Source organism: Tepidiphilus baoligensis (genome assembly GCF_012911495.1).
Taxonomy (GTDB): Bacteria; Pseudomonadota; Gammaproteobacteria; order Burkholderiales; family Rhodocyclaceae; genus Tepidiphilus; species Tepidiphilus olei.
The window spans coordinates 157,808-174,007 of record NZ_JAAAUB010000002.1 but is presented as its reverse complement, the minus strand read 5'-3'; the positions used below and the strand labels follow the sequence as shown (position 1 = coordinate 174,007).

19 protein-coding genes and 1 tRNA gene are annotated in these 16,200 nt (G+C 65.3%); 12 read left to right on the top strand and 8 right to left on the bottom strand.

Going from position 1 to position 16,200, the window contains the following annotated elements; translation table 11 throughout:
• Window position 1: 1 nt before the first annotated feature.
• The 4 genes from GV368_RS02635 to lnt are packed head-to-tail and all read left to right on the top strand — an operon-like array spanning window position 2 to window position 3,784.
• On the top strand, window positions 2-964 hold the full coding sequence (locus tag GV368_RS02635; protein WP_169115343.1) for a PhoH family protein: 963 nt from the start codon (window positions 2-4) through the stop codon (window positions 962-964).
• Window positions 961-1,410 carry an rRNA maturation RNase YbeY gene (gene ybeY, locus GV368_RS02630; protein WP_169115224.1) on the top strand — a complete coding sequence of 150 codons (450 nt, stop codon included), beginning with the start codon at window positions 961-963 and terminating at the stop codon, window positions 1,408-1,410. Before GV368_RS02635 ends, ybeY begins: the two co-directional genes overlap by 4 nt.
• Window positions 1,407-2,261 carry an HlyC/CorC family transporter gene (locus GV368_RS02625; RefSeq protein ID WP_169115222.1) on the top strand — a complete coding sequence of 285 codons (855 nt, stop codon included), beginning with the start codon at window positions 1,407-1,409 and terminating at the stop codon, window positions 2,259-2,261. The genes ybeY and GV368_RS02625 overlap by 4 nt, the downstream gene beginning before the upstream one ends.
• Window positions 2,262-2,263: 2 nt before the next feature.
• Entirely contained in the window at window positions 2,264-3,784 is a 1,521-nt protein-coding gene (gene lnt / locus GV368_RS02620; protein WP_169115214.1) for an apolipoprotein N-acyltransferase, read from the top strand.
• A gap of 89 nt (window positions 3,785-3,873) precedes the next feature.
• Here the strand turns inward: lnt and GV368_RS02615 are convergent.
• Window positions 3,874-3,950 (bottom strand) — tRNA-Met (locus GV368_RS02615).
• 128 nt (window positions 3,951-4,078) lie between these two features.
• Here GV368_RS02615 and GV368_RS02610 point away from each other — a divergent pair.
• The 4 genes from GV368_RS02610 to GV368_RS02595 are packed head-to-tail and all read left to right on the top strand — an operon-like array spanning window position 4,079 to window position 8,008.
• Window positions 4,079-4,816 (top strand): 16S rRNA (uracil(1498)-N(3))-methyltransferase, encoded by a 738-nt coding sequence (locus tag GV368_RS02610; protein WP_169115212.1) that lies wholly within the window; start codon window positions 4,079-4,081, stop codon window positions 4,814-4,816.
• Window positions 4,816-6,297 (top strand): polyphosphate:AMP phosphotransferase, encoded by a 1,482-nt coding sequence (pap, locus tag GV368_RS02605; protein WP_169115210.1) that lies wholly within the window; start codon window positions 4,816-4,818, stop codon window positions 6,295-6,297. Before GV368_RS02610 ends, pap begins: the two co-directional genes overlap by 1 nt.
• A 14-nt stretch (window positions 6,298-6,311) precedes the next feature.
• Window positions 6,312-7,712 (top strand): amino-acid N-acetyltransferase, encoded by a 1,401-nt coding sequence (argA, locus tag GV368_RS02600; RefSeq protein WP_169115209.1) that lies wholly within the window; start codon window positions 6,312-6,314, stop codon window positions 7,710-7,712.
• 17 nt (window positions 7,713-7,729) lie between these two features.
• Entirely contained in the window at window positions 7,730-8,008 is a 279-nt protein-coding gene (locus GV368_RS02595; RefSeq protein ID WP_142804595.1) for an oxidative damage protection protein, read from the top strand.
• A gap of 149 nt (window positions 8,009-8,157) precedes the next feature.
• On the opposite strand, the gene phoU is transcribed toward GV368_RS02595, so the two are convergent.
• From phoU to GV368_RS02580, 3 genes are read right to left on the bottom strand one after another with little or no spacing between them, the layout of a single operon-like run.
• Window positions 8,158-8,859 carry a phosphate signaling complex protein PhoU gene (phoU, locus tag GV368_RS02590; RefSeq protein ID WP_206673224.1) on the bottom strand — a complete coding sequence of 234 codons (702 nt, stop codon included), beginning with the start codon at window positions 8,857-8,859 and terminating at the stop codon, window positions 8,158-8,160.
• Between the two features lie 41 nt (window positions 8,860-8,900).
• Complete coding sequence (gene rpiA / locus GV368_RS02585) at window positions 8,901-9,581, bottom strand: ribose-5-phosphate isomerase RpiA (protein WP_142809384.1); 681 nt, start codon at window positions 9,579-9,581, stop codon at window positions 8,901-8,903.
• 5 nt (window positions 9,582-9,586) lie between these two features.
• Entirely contained in the window at window positions 9,587-10,213 is a 627-nt protein-coding gene (locus tag GV368_RS02580; protein WP_142804596.1) for a c-type cytochrome, read from the bottom strand.
• A 90-nt stretch (window positions 10,214-10,303) separates the two neighbouring features.
• Between GV368_RS02580 and yihA the strand changes: the two genes are divergently transcribed.
• Together yihA and hemB are read left to right on the top strand one after the other, a co-directional pair.
• The gene (gene yihA / locus GV368_RS02575; protein ID WP_142804597.1) at window positions 10,304-10,927 is read left to right on the top strand and encodes a ribosome biogenesis GTP-binding protein YihA/YsxC; all 624 of its coding nucleotides are present in this window, start codon (window positions 10,304-10,306) and stop codon (window positions 10,925-10,927) included.
• 177 nt (window positions 10,928-11,104) lie between these two features.
• On the top strand, window positions 11,105-12,118 hold the full coding sequence (hemB, locus tag GV368_RS02570) for a porphobilinogen synthase (RefSeq protein WP_169115339.1): 1,014 nt from the start codon (window positions 11,105-11,107) through the stop codon (window positions 12,116-12,118).
• Window positions 12,119-12,126: 8 nt separating this feature from the next.
• On the opposite strand, the gene GV368_RS02565 is transcribed toward hemB, so the two are convergent.
• Complete coding sequence (locus tag GV368_RS02565; protein ID WP_169115208.1) at window positions 12,127-12,999, bottom strand: methyltransferase domain-containing protein; 873 nt, start codon at window positions 12,997-12,999, stop codon at window positions 12,127-12,129.
• A gap of 16 nt (window positions 13,000-13,015) precedes the next feature.
• Between GV368_RS02565 and GV368_RS02560 the strand changes: the two genes are divergently transcribed.
• Together GV368_RS02560 and GV368_RS02555 are read left to right on the top strand one after the other, a co-directional pair.
• Window positions 13,016-13,744 (top strand): ComF family protein, encoded by a 729-nt coding sequence (locus GV368_RS02560; protein WP_169115207.1) that lies wholly within the window; start codon window positions 13,016-13,018, stop codon window positions 13,742-13,744.
• Between the two features lie 5 nt (window positions 13,745-13,749).
• A complete protein-coding gene (locus GV368_RS02555) occupies window positions 13,750-14,214 on the top strand; it encodes a tRNA (cytidine(34)-2'-O)-methyltransferase (RefSeq protein ID WP_169115337.1) in 465 nt (154 codons plus the stop codon).
• Window positions 14,215-14,220: 6 nt separating this feature from the next.
• On the opposite strand, the gene GV368_RS02550 is transcribed toward GV368_RS02555, so the two are convergent.
• The 3 genes from GV368_RS02550 to secB are packed head-to-tail and all read right to left on the bottom strand — an operon-like array spanning window position 14,221 to window position 16,197.
• The gene (locus GV368_RS02550; protein ID WP_206673222.1) at window positions 14,221-15,222 is read right to left on the bottom strand and encodes an NAD(P)H-dependent glycerol-3-phosphate dehydrogenase; all 1,002 of its coding nucleotides are present in this window, start codon (window positions 15,220-15,222) and stop codon (window positions 14,221-14,223) included.
• Window positions 15,222-15,689: an SH3 domain-containing protein gene (locus GV368_RS02545; RefSeq protein WP_169115205.1), complete on the bottom strand. Its 468-nt coding sequence runs from the start codon at window positions 15,687-15,689 to the stop codon at window positions 15,222-15,224. The genes GV368_RS02550 and GV368_RS02545 overlap by 1 nt, the downstream gene beginning before the upstream one ends.
• Window positions 15,690-15,708: 19 nt before the next feature.
• The gene (secB, locus tag GV368_RS02540; RefSeq protein WP_142804602.1) at window positions 15,709-16,197 is read right to left on the bottom strand and encodes a protein-export chaperone SecB; all 489 of its coding nucleotides are present in this window, start codon (window positions 16,195-16,197) and stop codon (window positions 15,709-15,711) included.
• Window positions 16,198-16,200 lie beyond the last annotated feature (3 nt).

The following is a 16,200-nucleotide window of genomic DNA, read 5'->3' as shown; positions in this document are numbered from 1 at the left end:
GATGCAGTACCTGGAGTGGGACATCGAGCCGCTCGACAACGCGCGGCTCGCGAATCTGTGCGGAGTGCTCGACGAGAACCTGCGCCAGATCGAATCGGCATTCGACGTGACGATCGCGCGGCGTAGCGGCCATTTCACCCTCGCGGGGGCGCCGGCGCAGACGAGGCTCGCGCTCGACGTCCTGCAGCGCTTGTGGGCTCGCGCCGGACAGGAACTCTCGCTCGACGACGTCCAGCTCGGCGTGATCGAGCGCCTGAGCGACGCCAACGAGGCATCGGCCGAGGAAGGCGCAGTGCCGCGGCTGCGCACGCGCAAGGGGGCGATCGGCGGGCGCACGCCGCGTCAGGTGGCCTATCTGCGCGCGATCCAGTCGCACGACATCACCTTCGGCATCGGCCCGGCCGGCACCGGCAAGACCTATCTCGCGGTGGCGGCGGCCGTCGATGCCTTCGAGCGCGAACAGATCGAGCGCATCGTGCTCACGCGCCCGGCGGTGGAGGCCGGCGAGCGGCTCGGTTTCCTGCCCGGCGATCTGGCCCAGAAGGTAGATCCGTACCTTCGCCCGCTCTACGACGCGCTCTACGACCTCTTCGGTTTCGAGCGCGTAGGCAAGCTCTTCGAACGCGGCGCGATCGAGATCGCACCGCTCGCCTTCATGCGCGGGCGTACGCTCAATCACGCCTTCATCATTCTGGACGAGGCGCAGAACACCACGCCCGAGCAGATGAAGATGTTCCTGACGCGCATCGGCATCGGCTCCAAGGCGGTCATCACGGGCGATCTCACCCAGATCGACCTGCCTCGTGGCACGAAGAGCGGTCTTGCGCAGGCGCGTGAGGTACTCGCCGAGGTACGCGGCATCGCGTTTACCCAGTTTCTCAAGGAAGACGTGGTGCGTCACCCCTTGGTGGCGCGCATCGTCGAGGCCTATGACCGTCACGGCAGCGAAGGAGGGGAGCGGTGAAGCGCCTGCGCTTGAGCTATCAGCGGGTCTGCTCCGCCGAAGTTCCACCGCGCGCCGCAGTGCTGCGCTGGGTGCGTGCCGCCTTGCAGAAGGGCGAGGCGCAGGTCGCGGTGCGTTTCGTCGACACGGAGGAAGGGCGCGAGTTGAACCGGCGTTTCCGCGGCAAGGATTACGCCACCAACGTGCTTTCTTTCGTCTATGATGTGCCGGAAGAAGCCGGATTGATGGGAGATCTGGTGCTGTGCGCGCCCGTGGTAGAGCGTGAGGCCGCGGAGCAGGGCAAGCCGCTGGCGGCGCACTACGCGCACCTGATCGTGCATGGTATGCTGCACCTGCAAGGATATGACCATGAAGACGACTCCCAGGCGGCCGAGATGGAGGCGCTTGAGCGCGACGTGCTCGGGCGGCTCGGTTTCCCCGACCCCTATGTCGACGAGGAGCGATGAAAGACGACGACGAACCTTCCCATCGTAGTTGGTGGGATCGACTGACGGCGTTCTGGTCGCGCGAACCCGAAACGCGCGAGGAATTGCTGGAAGTGCTGCACTCGGCCTGCGAGCGCAACCTTTTCGATGCCGAGGCCCTCTCCATCATCGAAGGCGCCTTGGCCATCTCGGAGCTGCGTGTGCGCGACGTGATGGTGCCGCGCAGCCAAATGGACGTGATTCGCATCGACGATCCGATCGAAGAGATCGCCTGTTTCGTGGCCGAGACCAATCATTCGCGTTTCCCGGCGATCGGCGAGAGCAAGGACGACGTCGTTGGCATTTTTCTCGCCAAGGATCTGATCCGTTATTTCGCCGGTTTTCCCTTCGATCTGCGCGACAGCCTGCGTCCGGCCGTGTTCGTGCCCGAATCCAAACGGCTGGATCTCTTGCTGCGCGAGTTTCGCCGCCGCCGCAACCACATGGCCATCGTCGCCGACGAATACGGCGGAGTGAGCGGCCTGGTGACGATCGAAGACGTGCTCGAGCAGATCGTCGGCGACATCGAGGACGAATACGACTTCGACGAGCCGGAAGACGCCATCCGGCTGGAAGCGGACGGCAGCTATCGCGTCAAGGCGACGATGGAACTCATCGACTTCAACGAGGCGTTCGGAACCGAGTTCTCCGACGAGGAGGGCGACACCATCGGCGGACTCGTGATCCATCGGCTCGGGCGCCTACCGCAGCGCGGTGAATGCGTCGACATCGACGGTTGGACCTTCGAGGTGCTGCGCGCCGACAGCCGCCGGTTGCACTGGCTGCGGGTGCGGCCACCGACCAGGGCAGGCGGAGCGACGGAATCGGAGTGAGGGTGAGCGTGACCGCCTGGTTGCCGCGCCTCATCCTGCGTGGCCGCGCATTGCCGTCTTGGGCGGTGGCGTGTCTGATCGCTGCTGCTGGCGCGAGCGCCCCGTGGGCTTTCGCCCCGACCGAGGTTTTCTGGTGGTTGCCCGTTGCGCTCCTTCCCCTCTTGTTCGCGTTGAAACAAGCGAATCCACGGCAGGCCATGGTCGCAGCCCTTCTCTGGGCTTGGCCCTATTTCTTTGTAGGAGTGGGGTGGTTGTCGGTGGCGCTCGCACGCTACGGAGGACTTCCCTGGCCGGCGGCTTGGGCGGCGGTGGCGCTCTTCGCCGTCTATCTCGCCGCCTGGTGGGCGCTGGCTGCGGGGCTTGCCGTGCGCTGGTCTCCGGCAGGAAGCGCTTTTCGCCGGGCAGTCTTCACGGCGGCGGTCTTCACGGCAACCGAATGGGCTCGCGGCTGGGTCTTCACGGGGTTTCCCTGGCTCAGCCCCGGTCTGAGTCAGACGCCGCCCAGCCCTTTGGCGGGATTCTATCCGCTCGTCGGATCGCTGGGTGTGGGGTTTCTTCTCTTCGTCATGGTTGCGCTCCTCGCGTTTGGCATGCCTTGGCGACGCTGGTTGCCAGTCGTGCTGCTCGTGGCCGCGCTCGGCGGGGTATTGCGCAGCGTGGAATGGACCCGACCGGTAGGTGCCCCACTCGCGGTGAGCCTGATCCAACCCGCGATTCCCCAGGATCAGAAATGGGACGGGGCGCTGCTGGGGCGTCACCTCTGGCGCCAGGCCGAGCTGATCGCGCAGACGCGCGGCACGCTGGTGGTATTGCCGGAGACTTCTTTGCCGCTGCTCGACGTGCAGATCCCAGATGAATGGCACGGCCTCGTGGCGCAGACCTTGGGCGAGGATCGCACCGTGCTCTATGGCACCTTCACGCGCGATGAAGCAGGCGTCATCCACAATTCGGCGGTGGCACAGGGCAAGGCTGCGCCCTTTTCCTATCACAAGCGTCACCTCGTTCCGTTCGGTGAGTATTCGCCGCCGCTCTTCGGCTGGTTTTTCCGCGCCTTGTCGATTCCGATGTCGAACCAAGGCCCGGGTGAGCCCCTTCAGCCTTTCTTGCACGTGGGCGAGACGGCTGCCGCCGTCGACATCTGCTACGAGAGCGCGTTTGCCGACCTCATCGCCGGCGACGTGCGCGCCGGGGCCACGTGGCTCCTCAATCTCTCCAACCTCGCGTGGTACGACCGCAGCGCGGCACAGGCCCAACACGCGCAGATCGGCAGGGTGCGCGCGCTGGAAACCGCCCGCCCGTGGGTACAAGCGACCAACACCGGCGTGAGCGGAGGGTTCGACGTCGACGGGCGAGTGCTGGCGGTTTTGCCCGAATGGCGTGAGTCGATCCTGGAATTGACGGTGCAGGGAAGGCGCGGCGAGACGCCCTTCGTGCGTTTCTACGGTGAGATGGGAACGATGGCGCTGCTGGTGCTTCTCACCGTTGCACTTCGCGGGAGGAACCTCCTCGGCTCGAGGAGGTAACCGAGGCAGGGACCGCGCAGCAGTTCGATACATGGACTCGGTGTTCTGCAGGCATGAAAAAACCGGCTGCGAGAGCCGGTTTTTGGCGATGGTTGCGGGGGCAGGATTTGAACCTGCGACCTCCGGGTTATGAGCCCGACGAGCTACCGGACTGCTCTACCCCGCGATCGATGAAACAAATTATACCCGGTCCATGATGGAAGTCAAGCGATCGTTGCATTGCAAAACGGCTAGTCCGTCATTCTGGTCGGTCCGTTCCAGCCAGGAGCACGGCCCATCGTATAATGCGCTGCCATGGTTGCTCGTTTCTTCGTTCCCGATCTCACGCCCGAGGCTGGTGCGCTGGTGTCGCTACCTGCGGAGGTGGCTCATCATGCCCTGCGCGTGCTGAGGTTACGCGCAGGCGCACCCGTGGTGGTGTTCGATGGTCGGGGAGGGGAGTGGCATGGGGTGCTGGAACCCGTGGGGCGGGATGCAGCGCGGGTACGACTGGAAGCCTTCGAGCCCGTTTCGCGCGAGTTGCCTTTCTCCGTGACGCTTGGTCAGGCACTGCTACCGGCCGAGCGCATGGACTGGGCGATCCAGAAAGCGGTCGAACTCGGTGCTGCGCGCATCGTGCCGCTCGTGACGGCGCGCACTCAGACCGGTGGCGCGCTGGAGCGGGGAGCGCGCAAGCAGATGCATTGGCAGCGTGTCGCCGTGGCCGCGGTGCAGCAATGCGCCCGCACCGTGGTGCCGGAGGTGGCGCGGCCATGTCACTGGCGGGAATGGATGGAGGACGTGCGAACGAACCATCCCGAGGCGCACCGGTGGCTGCTCGCGCCGCAAGGGGTTCCCCTGTCCCGCCTTCCCCCACCCTCGAGGCCGGTGATCGTGCTCGTCGGCCCCGAGGGTGGCTGGAGCGCGGAGGAACTGAGCGAGGCGGAACGGATCGGCGTCGAGCGCATCGGCTTGGGGCCGCGGATCCTGCGCAGCGAAACCGCCGCGGCTGCGGTGTTGGCGATGATGCAAGCTCTGTGGGGGGATCGCTGATGTTCGAGAACGTGGAATTGGGCCATCGCCTCGACAAGGAGACCTATCGCCAGCGCTCGGAAGCCGTGCGCCTGCAGTTGCTCGATCTGGAATACCGCCTGGTGCAGGAGCGCGCTTTCGCCACGCTGATCCTCATCAACGGGGTCGACAAGGCGGGAAAGGGCGAGACGATGAATCTGCTCAATTCCTGGCTCGATCCGCGCCATCTCGACAGCCACGCGATCGACCGCCCGAGCTCCGAAGAGGAAGAGCGGCCCTACATGTGGCGTTTCTGGCGCCGTTTGCCGCCACGCGGGCGCATCGGGGTCTTCTTCGACAACTGGTATGCCGAAATCATCGAGGATCGGGCTACGGGTCGAAGCAAGCGCGCCGCCTTCGAAGCAGCGCTCGAGCGGGTGCGCCGGTTCGAGGAAATGCTGGTAGCCGAGGGCGTGTTGCTGCTGAAGCTGTGGTTTCACATTTCGGCCAAGGAGTTGAAACGTCGTTTGGAGAAACTCTCCAAGGATGAACGCACCAGCTGGCGCGTGAGGGAGTCCGATTGGCGTTATCTCGAACACTACGACGACTACGCCAAGACGGCGGCCGCGGCCATTCGGCATACGAGCACCGGTGTGGTGCCTTGGGTACTGGTCGATGGGGCCGACGATCGTTATCGGGCGGTGTTCGTGGGTGAGACGCTCGCCGGTGCCTGGCAGCGCAAGTTCGAAGCGATCGAGCGCGGGGAGGGGGGCGCGCCGCCCCTCGTCCTCGTGCCGGATCTCGAAGAACGCCCCAACGCCGTGAGTGCGCTAACCCTGGATCAGCCGATGACGAAGAAAGCGTACGAACGTCAACTGGAGCATCTGCAGGGGCGCTTCGATGCGCTCGTGCGCGATGCGCGTTTCGCCAAGCGCAGTCTGGTCGTGCTCTTCGAGGGGATGGACGCGGCCGGCAAGGGAGGAGCAATCCGGCGCGTAACCGCGGCGCTGGATGTGCGGCGCTACCAGGTGGTGCCGATCGCCGCGCCCACCGACGAAGAGCTCGCCCAGCCCTATCTCTGGCGTTTCTGGCGCCGCATGCCAGGGCACGGCCGGGTGGTGATCTTCGATCGCTCTTGGTATGGGCGCGTGCTCGTCGAACGGGTCGAAGGTTTGTGCGCGCCGGCCGACTGGATGCGGGCCTATGCCGAGATCAACGATTTCGAGGAAGAGCTGATCGAGAATGGGACGGTGGTGGTGAAGTTCTGGCTGGCGATCGATTTGGAGGAGCAGTTGCGACGGTTTCGTGAGCGCGAATCCGATCCTTTGAAACGGCACAAGATTACGCCGGAAGATTGGCGCAACCGGGAGAAATGGCCGCAGTACGAACTGGCGGTGAGCGATATGATCGAGCGCACGAGCACCGAGATCGCACCTTGGACGTTGGTCGAGGCGAACAACAAGTACTATGCCCGGGTGAAGGTGCTACGAACTTTGTGTGATCGACTCGAGGCGTCGTTGTGAATGGAGGCAGACAGATGAGTAAAGCGGCGGGCTCGGGATCGCAGTATGACCAACCGGGCGAGCGCATCCCCGAAGCGCCTCATCCCTTGTCGCTGCAAGACGGCTCGGCCGCGGCCTTCGTCGGCTGGATGCGCCACTCCGCGCCCTACATCCACGCATTTGGCGGCAAGACTTTCGTGATCGCCTTCGACGGCGAAGTGGCCCAGGGCGAGCGCATGCAGCGGCTCGCCTATGATTGCAACCTGCTCGCAGCGCTGGGGATACGCCTGGTGCTGGTGCATGGCGCTCGACCCCAGATCGACGCCGAGATGGCGCGCCGTGGCTTGACGCCGGTGTTCCACAAGGACCTGCGGGTGACCGACGCGGCCGCGCTCGAATGCGTCAAAGCGGCGATGATGGTCACGCGCGTCGAGATCGAGGCCAAGCTCTCGCAAGGACTACCCAACACGCCCATGGCGGGTAGTTACATGCGGGTGACGGGAGGGAATTTCATCACTGCCCGGCCGCTGGGGGTGATCGACGGGGTGGATTTTCAATATACCGGGGCGGTGCGCCGGGTGATCGGCAAGGAGATCGTCGCCGACCTGGAGCAGGAAAACGTCGTCCTCATCACGCCGCTCGCGCCTTCACCTTCGGGCGAGATCTTCAACATCACGATGGAGGAAGTCGCCACCGAGGTGGCGGTGGCGATCGGCGCGGAGAAACTCGTCTTTCTGTGCGACGCGCCGGGTCTGCTGGATGCACAGGGCAAACTCGTCTCGTCGGTGACGGCGGATGCGGCCGCCCGGGCGCTCGCCGAGGGCACGGGACTTACCGAGGACCTGCACCTCTATCTGCCGCGGGCGATCGAAGCGGTACGCCGCGGCGTGGGCCGGGCGCATCTCATCGACCGTGATCTCGATGGCGGCCTCCTGCTCGAATTCTTCACCCATTCCGGCGTGGGGACGCTTATCACCCGCGATCCAATTTTTCGTTTCCGTGACGCGCGCCCCGAGGACGTCGCGGCGCTCGTTGCGCTCATCGCGCCGATGGAGGCCGACGGCACCTTGGTGCGCCGCAGCCGTGAGTTGCTGGAAAAGGAAATCGAGCGTTTCGTGCTCGTGGAGTACGACGGCGTGGTCGTGGGTTCTGCCGCCATCTATCCTTTTAGCGAGGAGAACGCGGCAGAATTGGCCTGCCTGGCGGTGGCCCCGGAATTTCGCCGTGCTGGCATCGGGGAGGAACTGCTCCGGCGCATCGAGGCACGTGCCCGCGCCATGGGGCTAGAGCGGCTCTATGTGCTCACCACGCGCACGGCGCATTGGTTCCTCGAGCGGGGTTTTCGCGAGGTGGGGCCCGAGGCGCTCCCTCGGCGCAAACGCGAGCTCTACAATTATCAGCGCCGCTCCAAGGTGTTCGTCAAAGAGTTGCAGTAAACGGGAAAGGAGCGCCGATGACAAGGACGGTCTTTTGCGTCAAGCTGGGTCGGGAAGCCGAGGGGCTGGAACGGCCGCCGCTGCCGGGTGTGCTCGGCAAGCGCATCTTCGAGAACGTCTCCAAGGAGGCGTGGCAGGAATGGCAGCGTTATCAAACGATGCTCATCAACGAAAATCGTCTGAACCTGATGGAACCGGCTGCGCGCAAGTATCTGCAGGAGCAGATGGAACGCTATTTCTTCGGCGATGGAGCCGACGAGATCGCCGGCTATGTGCCGCCGAATCGTGGAGGGTGACCCGTAATCCGCGTGCGGCTGCACGGCGGCGTTTCCCGGCGCCCGGGCACTTGCGATCCATGCGGTAGGTTTCGCGCCCCATCGGACGATGGGTGCCTTGCCCTGCAAGCGCTCGCGATGCGGTGGGTTTTCGGTGCGGCCGGTGCGGCTTACTCGGGTTCGGGTTTGGCCTCGGGGGTGTAGCGGATGTCGCGCCCCTCGACGAGATAGACCACTTGCTCGATCACGTTCTTCGCGTGATCGCCCACGCGCTCGAGCGATTTGGCGATGAAGACGAGCTCCAGCGAATGCGAGATCGTGCGCGGGTCTTCCATCATGTAGGTGACGAGCTCGCGCAGGATGGCCTTGAACATCGCATCCACCGTGCGATCGTCGGCGAGGATCTCGGACGCATGGCTGTCGTCGAGCCGGGCATAGGCATCGAGCGAGGAGTGTAGCATGGCCAGCGTCGTGCGCGTGATGAGCTCGAGCTCGACCGTGGGCGTAAAGGCGGGGTAGGATTGATAGAGGCGGATGCCGCTCTTGGCGATCTTCTTCGCCTCGTCGCCGATGCGCTCGAGATCTTTGCTGATCTGCAGCGAGGAGATGACCAGACGCAGATCATTGGCTGCCGGCGCATTGCGCACGATCAGCTGTACGCTCTGCTCGAAGACGTGCCGGTCTTCGGCATTGATCGAGCGCTCGGTTTGCAGCACTTCGTCGAAGAGGGCCTGATCGCCTTTGCGTATGCCCTCGATGGCTTTGGCGACCTGCTGTTCGACGGTTCGGCCCATCTCGAGCACGGTCTGGCGCAGCTGGTTGAGCTCGCGGTCGTAAGGCCGGAAGGTATGTTCTTCCATCGTCTTCTTCATGGCATCCCTGCGGTGGTGATCGTCATTATCAAGGGGGAACGTTACCGTTTCGTGACGTTGGCGCGTTCGCGGCGTTGTACGCCCTCGCCGGTGGCGAGCAGCAGAACGTCGGCACGCCGGTGGGCAAAAATGCCGTTGGTGACGACGCCGGGGATGTCGTTGAGCGCCGTCTCGAGCGCATCCGGGTCGTCGATGACGAGGCCGTGCACGTCGAGGATGGCATTGCCGTTGTCGGTGACGAAGCCGACGCGTCGGCGCGGTTCTCCCCCAAGTTCGCGCAGTCGGCGTGCGACGAGCCGTTCGGCCATGGGAATGACTTCGATGGGCAGGGGAAAGCGGCCCAGCCGTTCGACGAGCTTGCGTTCGTCGCAGATGCACACGAATCGCTCGGCCATGGCGGCGACGATCTTCTCGCGGGTGAGTGCGCCGCCGCCGCCCTTGATCATGGCAAACGAAGGGTCGATCTCGTCGGCGCCGTCGACGTAGAGCGGCACCGTATCGAGCTCGGTGGCATCGAGCACGGGAATGCCGTAGCGGCGCAGCCGCTCGGTGGTGGCCTCCGAGCTGGAGACGGCCCCGCGTATGCGTTTGCCGCTGCGCACGAGGGCATCGATGAAGCAATTGACGGTAGAGCCGGTACCGACACCGAGGAAGATGCCCTCGGGGACCTCGGCCGCGGCAGCTTCGCCCGCCAGGCGCTTCAATTCGTCGGCGTGCGTCATTGGCATCAGCGCAGGCTCGCGGCGTAGTCGGCCAGCGCCTCGATCTCGGTATCGGTGAGCTTGTTGGCGATCTGGCGCATCATTTGCTCGGGATCGTTGGCGCGTTGCTGTTCGCGGAAGGCTTTGAGCTGCAAGACGACGTAATCAGGGGTTTGACCGGAGAGCCTGGGGTAGAGGCTGGGGATGCCGGCTCCATTGTTACCGTGGCAACCCGAACAGGCGGGCACAGCCTTGTCGGGAAGGCCATGGTGCCAGATCCGCTGACCGAGGGCGAGCGTTTCCTGCGCCTTGGGTTCGGCGGGCTGCAGGGGTTGCTGGGCGAAATACTGCGCCAGTCCAAGCATTTCTTCTTTGGAATATGCCATGACCATCGCGTTCATCGTGGCGTTTTCCCGAGCAGGGGGTTTGTCGTCCCACGCTTTGAAATCGAGGAGCTGCTTGTAGAGATACTCGGGATGTTGGCCCGCGAGTTTGGGATATTCCGGCATCAGCGGCGTATTGCCGTCTGGTCCGTGGCAGGAAGCGCACAAGGTGGTGACGATTTCCTGCACCTGTTCCGGAGCCACGGGTTCGGCGGCATGGAGTAGGCTGGAGGCTGCGAGCGCGGTGAGCACGATGGAACGCTTGAGCAAGGGATCCTCGGCACGATGGATGGGAATTCGGAAATTTTGCTATTCTATCGCATCTCTCCATTTTGCGCAGGCTTGCCTGCCTCTCTTGCCATGCCCCTTTTTCGCCATGCCGAGTTCGTCACCTCGATCGCCAAGCCTGCAGGGTTGCCGGTAGCCAAAGGGCCGGAGATCGCCTTCGTTGGTCGCTCCAATGCTGGAAAATCCAGTGCGATCAATGCCTTGGTCGGGCATACGCGACTGGCCTACGTTTCGAAAACGCCTGGGCGCACTCAGTTACTCAACCTTTTTCGCACTCCTGCCGGCCTCTACCTGGTGGATTTGCCGGGATTCGGATTCGCCAAAGTACCCGAGGCGGTGCGTCGCGGCTGGGCGGATTTGATCGAACGTTACCTGCACGAGCGCGAGGCGCTCGTGGGCCTGATCCACATCATGGACGTGCGCCATCCGCTCACGGCCCTCGATCGGCAATTACTCGACTGGTTCTTGCCCAGCGGCAAACCGGTGCATGTCCTTCTCACCAAAGCGGACAAGCTCTCGCACGGGGCAAGAACGGCAACGCTCGCCCAAGTGCGCCGTGCCTTGGCGCCGTGGTCGGGCCAGGTCACGGTGCAGCTCTTTTCGGCGCTTCGCAAGCAGGGCGTGGAAGAGGTGGAAACCGTAGTAGGAGGCTGGCTCACGGGTATTTTGCTCGAGCCGGACGGAGCGCATATCTAAGTAGGATAAAAAGAGGCCCGAACGCAGGGGGCGTGTTCGGGCCATCAACCCGGCGAGAACCGCCGGGGTCCCGCTCAACTGGGAGAGTTCATGCAGGGCGGCGTCGAGCCAATGAAGTAGAAAGTTTTCACGAGCGGAAGTTCCCGCCACCGCGGGAATGCTGACGAGGAGCGAATGATGCAGTTTTTCGGTAGGTTTCCCACGACGCGCATGCGGCGCATGCGGCGCGACGAGTTTTCCCGACGCTTGATGCGCGAGCACGTGCTCACGGCAGACGATCTGATCCTGCCGGTGTTCGTGCTCGAGGGAGAAAACCGCGAGGAGGCGGTGCCTTCCATGCCGGGGGTGAAGCGTCTGTCGATCGACCGCTTGCTTGCGCTCGCCGAAGAGGCGGTTGGTCTGGGTATCCCGGCGCTTGCCCTCTTTCCCGTGATCCCGCCGGAGCTCAAAACCCCGGGAGCGGAGGAAGCGTGGAATCCGGCGGGTCTGGTGCCGCGGGCAGTGCGGGCGCTCAAGCAGCGCTTTCCCCAGCTTGGGGTGATCACCGACGTGGCGCTCGACCCCTACACGAGCCACGGACAGGATGGGCTGATCGCGCCGGATGATCCACGTGGCTACGTGATGAACGACGAGACGGTGGCCGCTCTCGTGCGCCAGGCGCTATGCCATGCGCACGCCGGCGCCGACGTGGTGGCGCCCTCCGACATGATGGACGGGCGCATCGGGGCGATCCGCCGGGTGCTCGACGAGCAGGGCCTCATCCACGTGCGCATCCTCGCTTACTCGGCGAAATACGCCTCGGCCTTCTACGGGCCGTTTCGCGACGCGGTGGGCTCGGCGGCCAATCTCGGCAAAGGCAGCAAGGCGACCTACCAGATGGATCCGGCCAACAGCGACGAGGCGCTGCGCGAGGTGGCGCTCGATCTCGACGAGGGGGCCGACATCGTGATGGTCAAGCCGGGCATGCCGTACCTCGACGTGATCCGCCGGGTCAAGGAGACCTTCGGCGTGCCGACCTTCGCCTATCAGGTGAGCGGCGAGTACGCCATGCTCAAGGCCGCTTTCGCCCACGGTTGGCTCGACGAGCAGGCGGCGATGATGGAGTCGCTCCTTGCCTTCAAGCGCGCCGGGGCCGATGCCATCCTCACGTACTTTGCGCTCGAGGCGGCGCGGCTGCTCGCGCGGCGCTGAGTCGGCGCTCAAGGGCGGCGGTGTACGCGGATCACCGCGCGCCCGTCGGGCAGCGTCTTGGGCGCGGTTTTCCAGGCATGCCCGAAGACGAGCTCGACGGTGATGGGAATCGTGCCGTCGGCCTCGCGCCGCGCTTCCAGCGCCGCGAGCGCCCGCTGCCATCGCACCTTGCCGGTGAGGGTGCGGCGGCGGTCGCGGCGCGCGTTCGTCGCGCCACTCGCGCGCAGATCCTGCCACAGGCGCGCCGGGTCACGGTAGCGCAGGGTGAGCATCTGCATGTCCATCACCGGATCGGCGAAACCCGCGGCCATGAGCAGATCGCCCACGTCGTGCATGTCGAGGAAAGGATGCACCGCGGTGGGACCGAGCACCTCGCGCAGTTCGCGCAGCGTGTCGGGGCCGACGGTGGCGAAGAACACGGTGCCGCCCACGGCGAGCACGCGCTGCCACTCCGCGAGCGCAGTGAGCGGTTCGGCGAGCCAGTGTAACAGCAGGTTCGACCAGAGGAAATCGACGCTGCCGGTGGCGAGCGGCAGCGCGTGCGCATCGGCCACGATGCCTGTGGTCGGTTCGTGCCGCACCAGCCGGCTGAGCCAGGAGGGGCGGGGAGCAAGGTGCGCGAGCCGCGCCGGGGCGAAGTCGACGGCGATCGCCTCGGCCTGGGGATAGCGTGCACGCAGCGCCGGCAAATCGTTTCCGCCGCCGAGATCGAGCACGCGCCGCGGAGTGATGCGCAGGTAGTCGAGCCGCTCGAGCAGGCGCTGGGCCGTTTCTTCGGCCAGAAAACGGTGTGCAGGGTAAGCCGGGGCGGTGCGCTCGGCGCGGCGGCGAATCAGGGCGGAATCGAGGTCGGGGCCCAGCGGGGTCGAGGTATCGGGCATGGTGCAGGGGGAGGAAATGAATCTGCCGGATTTTACGCTGCTCGTCGATTTTTTCCTGCCGTCGCACTGCGGTGTGTGCGGTCTGGGGACGACGGTGCGGGGCGTGTGCGCATCCTGCCGAGCCGAATTCGATCCCTGGACGCAGGAGGCGGCCTGCGGGCGCTGCGGCGATCGTCTGAGGGAGGACGAGCGTGAAGGAATCTGCGCCGAATGTGCGCTGGATCCGCCATCCTTTGACGCCGTGCGGGCGGGGTTCTGGTACGAGCCGCCGCTCGATGCCCTGATCCAGCGCTTCAAGTATGGCGGAGATCTGCGCCTGGGGCGCGCCCTGGCGCGGGCCTTGGCGGAGGAGCTGTCCTCTCCGCTGGCGGTCGACGTCCTCGTGCCCGTGCCGCTCGCACGTCAGCGGCTGCGCTCGCGCGGTTTCAATCAGGCCGCGGTGCTCGCCCGCGATCTGGGTGCCGCATGGCACGTGCCGGTTCTGCTCGAAACGGTGCAGCGCCGGCGCGAGACGCTGCATCAGGCCCGTCTGCACGCCGCGGCGAGGCGCGAGAACTTGCGCGGTGCCTTTGCCGTGGATCGGGCGCAGGGGATCGCCGGCAGACGGGTGGGCGTGGTCGATGACGTGCTCACCACGGGGGCGACGCTGAACGCTCTGGCTGCGGTCTTGCGGGAATGCGGCGCGGCGGCGGTCCAGGGAATCGTGCTGGCGCGGGCGATTTCGCCGGCCCGTCGGAGTCGATGACGAACATGTTCGAGATCGTTCTTTTCCGGCCGGAGATCGCGCCCAATACCGGCAACGTGATCCGGCTTGCCGCAAATACGGGGGCACGGCTGCATCTGGTGCGGCCGCTGGGCTTCGTGCTCGAAGACAAGGGCCTGCGACGGGCGGGGCTCGATTATCACGACCTCGCGCGGGTGGTGGTGCACGAGGATTGGGCGGCGTGCCGCGTCTGGCTGGGCGCGCGGCGCCGTTTCCTGCTCACGACCAAAGGTGCACGGCGCTATGCGGACGTGGCGTTCGCGCCAGGGGACGTCTTCGTCTTCGGTTCCGAGACCCGTGGCGTGCCCGACGAGGTGGCGGCGGAATTCGCCGAGGAGGCGCGCCTGCGCATCCCCATGTTGCCGGGCAACCGCAGTCTCAATCTGTCGAACGCCGTCGCGCTCGTTGTCTACGAGGCCTGGCGGCAGCAGGGATTTTCGGGCGGAGGGTGAGGAGGGTCAAACGCGCTCGAACTTCGGATCGCGCGCGAGCAAGGTCTCCAGCACATCCTCGGCGCTGATCTCCGGTTCGAAGAGCAGGCGATGGACGGCCTCGGCGATGGGCAGCTCGATACCGTGGCGGTGGGCGAGCGCTACTGCGGCGCGGGTGGTGGGCACGCCCTCGGCGACGTGCCCCAGTTCGGCGAGGATTTCCGCTAGCGGCTTGCCGGTGGCGAGCATGAGCCCGACGCGGCGATTGCGCGAGAGTTGCCCGGTGGTGGTGAGGATCAGATCGCCCATGCCCGCCAGACCCATCAAGGTTTCGTCACGTCCGCCGAGCGCGCGGGCGAGGCGGGTAATCTCGGCCAAGCCGCGTGTAATCAAGGCGGCACGGGCATTGAGCCCGCAGCCCAGACCATCGGCTACGCCCGCGGCGATGGCGATGACGTTTTTGAGCGCTCCGCCCACCTCGGCGCCGACCACGTCGTCGTGGGCGTAGAGGCGCAGTCGTGGCTGGTGCAGCTGTTCGACCCAATGTTTGGCCCAGTGGGCGTCGGCGGCGGCAAGCACCATGGCGGTGGGCAAGTTGCGCGCCACTTCCAGGGCGAAACTGGGGCCGGTGAGCACGCCCGCCCGTGGCGGAGGCAGGCTCGCGGGCCAAGATTCGGCGACGATACGGTGCGGCAGTGCCAGGCGCTGGGGGTCGATGCCCTTGCAGGCCCAGAGAAAGGGCAGATTCGGGCGCTCGCGGGCGAGCGCTGCCACGGTGGCCCCGAGCCCCGCGAGCGGCGTGACGATCAGAGCGAGATCCGCCCCTGCGAGTGCCTCGGAAAAATTTGCCGTGACGCGCACTGCTTCAGGGAGCACCACATCGGGCAGATAACGGTGATTGTGGCGTTCGCGCGCCATCAGCTCAGCCTGGACGGGATCGCGGCACCACAGGCGGACGTGGTGACGTTGCGCCATGGCGACGGCGAGTGCCGTGCCCCAGGCGCCAGCGCCGAGTACGGCCAAGCGCATCACGGCCCCCATACGGCGCTGCGGGAGATGAATCCGCGCAGGGAGCCATGAGCGACTTCGACCCAGCCGTCGTGCGTGGCTAAGAGTGAGAGCACGACGTTACGCTCGACTTCGAAGACGATCGCCGCCTCAGGGTCGGGCGCAGAGCGGACTTCGGCCCGATCGACGGTGACGATCACGGTACGACGAGGGTCGAGATTGGCCGAGGGTACCCAGTAGAGCCCTCCGTCGGCGTCTCGGATCTGGGCCCATCCGCCCTGGTCTCGGATCAATTCGACGGGGGTTCCGGGCAATAAGTAAAACACGGGCACCGGCTCCTCGGGGGCGAGGTAGGCCGGGGTGTGGGTGGTGACGCTCCGGTACGGGATACCCTGGGCCAACGCGACGGGCAGCCATAAGGCCAGGGCGACGAGCAAGCCCCAATGGACGAGCTCGTCGAGGAAAGAATGGTTTCTGGGACCGGGCATCGATGCGTTCATGCCGAATTCACTGCAGTGGCGTTTGGCTTTCGCCTGCACGAGCGAGTTCGGCTTGTTGTTTCTGTTGGGCGTAGAGCGCTTCGAAATTGACCGGTGCAAGGATCACCGGTTGGAATCCGGCGCGTAGCGACGCGGAGGTAACGACCTCGCGTGCGTAGGGATAGAGCAGGCTGGGGCAGGCGACGAAGAGCAGCGGTTCGAGATTTTCTTCCGGCACGTTGCGGATCTGGAAGATGCCGGCTTGTGCCACTTCGATGAGGAAGAGCGTTTTGTCCTGGCCGATCTTGGCGGTGACGGTGACGGTGAGCCTGACGTCGAAGAATCCTTCGTCGAGGCGCGTGGCGGCAGTGGCCAGTTGCACGTCGATGTTGGGCGTCTCGCGCTCGAGGAAACATTGCGGCGCATTGGGAACCTCGATCGAGAGGTCGCGCACGTAGAGTTTTTCGACGCTGAAGACGGGCTGGTCGGAGGTTTGCGTTGCGTTGGTGTCGCTCATGGC

Coding starts and splice junctions, on each gene's coding strand:
- GV368_RS02635 (WP_169115343.1), top strand. CDS start 2: ATGCAGTACCTGGAGTGGGACATCGAGCCGCTCGACAACGCGCGGCTC.
- GV368_RS02625 (WP_169115222.1), top strand. CDS start 1,407: ATGAAAGACGACGACGAACCTTCCCATCGTAGTTGGTGGGATCGACTG.
- GV368_RS02610 (WP_169115212.1), top strand. CDS start 4,079: ATGGTTGCTCGTTTCTTCGTTCCCGATCTCACGCCCGAGGCTGGTGCG.
- pap (WP_169115210.1), top strand. CDS start 4,816: ATGTTCGAGAACGTGGAATTGGGCCATCGCCTCGACAAGGAGACCTAT.
- argA (WP_169115209.1), top strand. CDS start 6,312: ATGAGTAAAGCGGCGGGCTCGGGATCGCAGTATGACCAACCGGGCGAG.
- GV368_RS02595 (WP_142804595.1), top strand. CDS start 7,730: ATGACAAGGACGGTCTTTTGCGTCAAGCTGGGTCGGGAAGCCGAGGGG.
- phoU (WP_206673224.1), bottom strand. CDS start 8,859: ATGAAGAAGACGATGGAAGAACATACCTTCCGGCCTTACGACCGCGAG.
- rpiA (WP_142809384.1), bottom strand. CDS start 9,581: ATGACGCACGCCGACGAATTGAAGCGCCTGGCGGGCGAAGCTGCCGCG.
- yihA (WP_142804597.1), top strand. CDS start 10,304: ATGCCCCTTTTTCGCCATGCCGAGTTCGTCACCTCGATCGCCAAGCCT.
- hemB (WP_169115339.1), top strand. CDS start 11,105: ATGCAGTTTTTCGGTAGGTTTCCCACGACGCGCATGCGGCGCATGCGG.
- GV368_RS02565 (WP_169115208.1), bottom strand. CDS start 12,999: ATGCCCGATACCTCGACCCCGCTGGGCCCCGACCTCGATTCCGCCCTG.
- GV368_RS02560 (WP_169115207.1), top strand. CDS start 13,016: ATGAATCTGCCGGATTTTACGCTGCTCGTCGATTTTTTCCTGCCGTCG.
- GV368_RS02555 (WP_169115337.1), top strand. CDS start 13,750: ATGTTCGAGATCGTTCTTTTCCGGCCGGAGATCGCGCCCAATACCGGC.
- GV368_RS02550 (WP_206673222.1), bottom strand. CDS start 15,222: ATGCGCTTGGCCGTACTCGGCGCTGGCGCCTGGGGCACGGCACTCGCC.
- GV368_RS02545 (WP_169115205.1), bottom strand. CDS start 15,689: ATGCCCGGTCCCAGAAACCATTCTTTCCTCGACGAGCTCGTCCATTGG.
- secB (WP_142804602.1), bottom strand. CDS start 16,197: ATGAGCGACACCAACGCAACGCAAACCTCCGACCAGCCCGTCTTCAGC.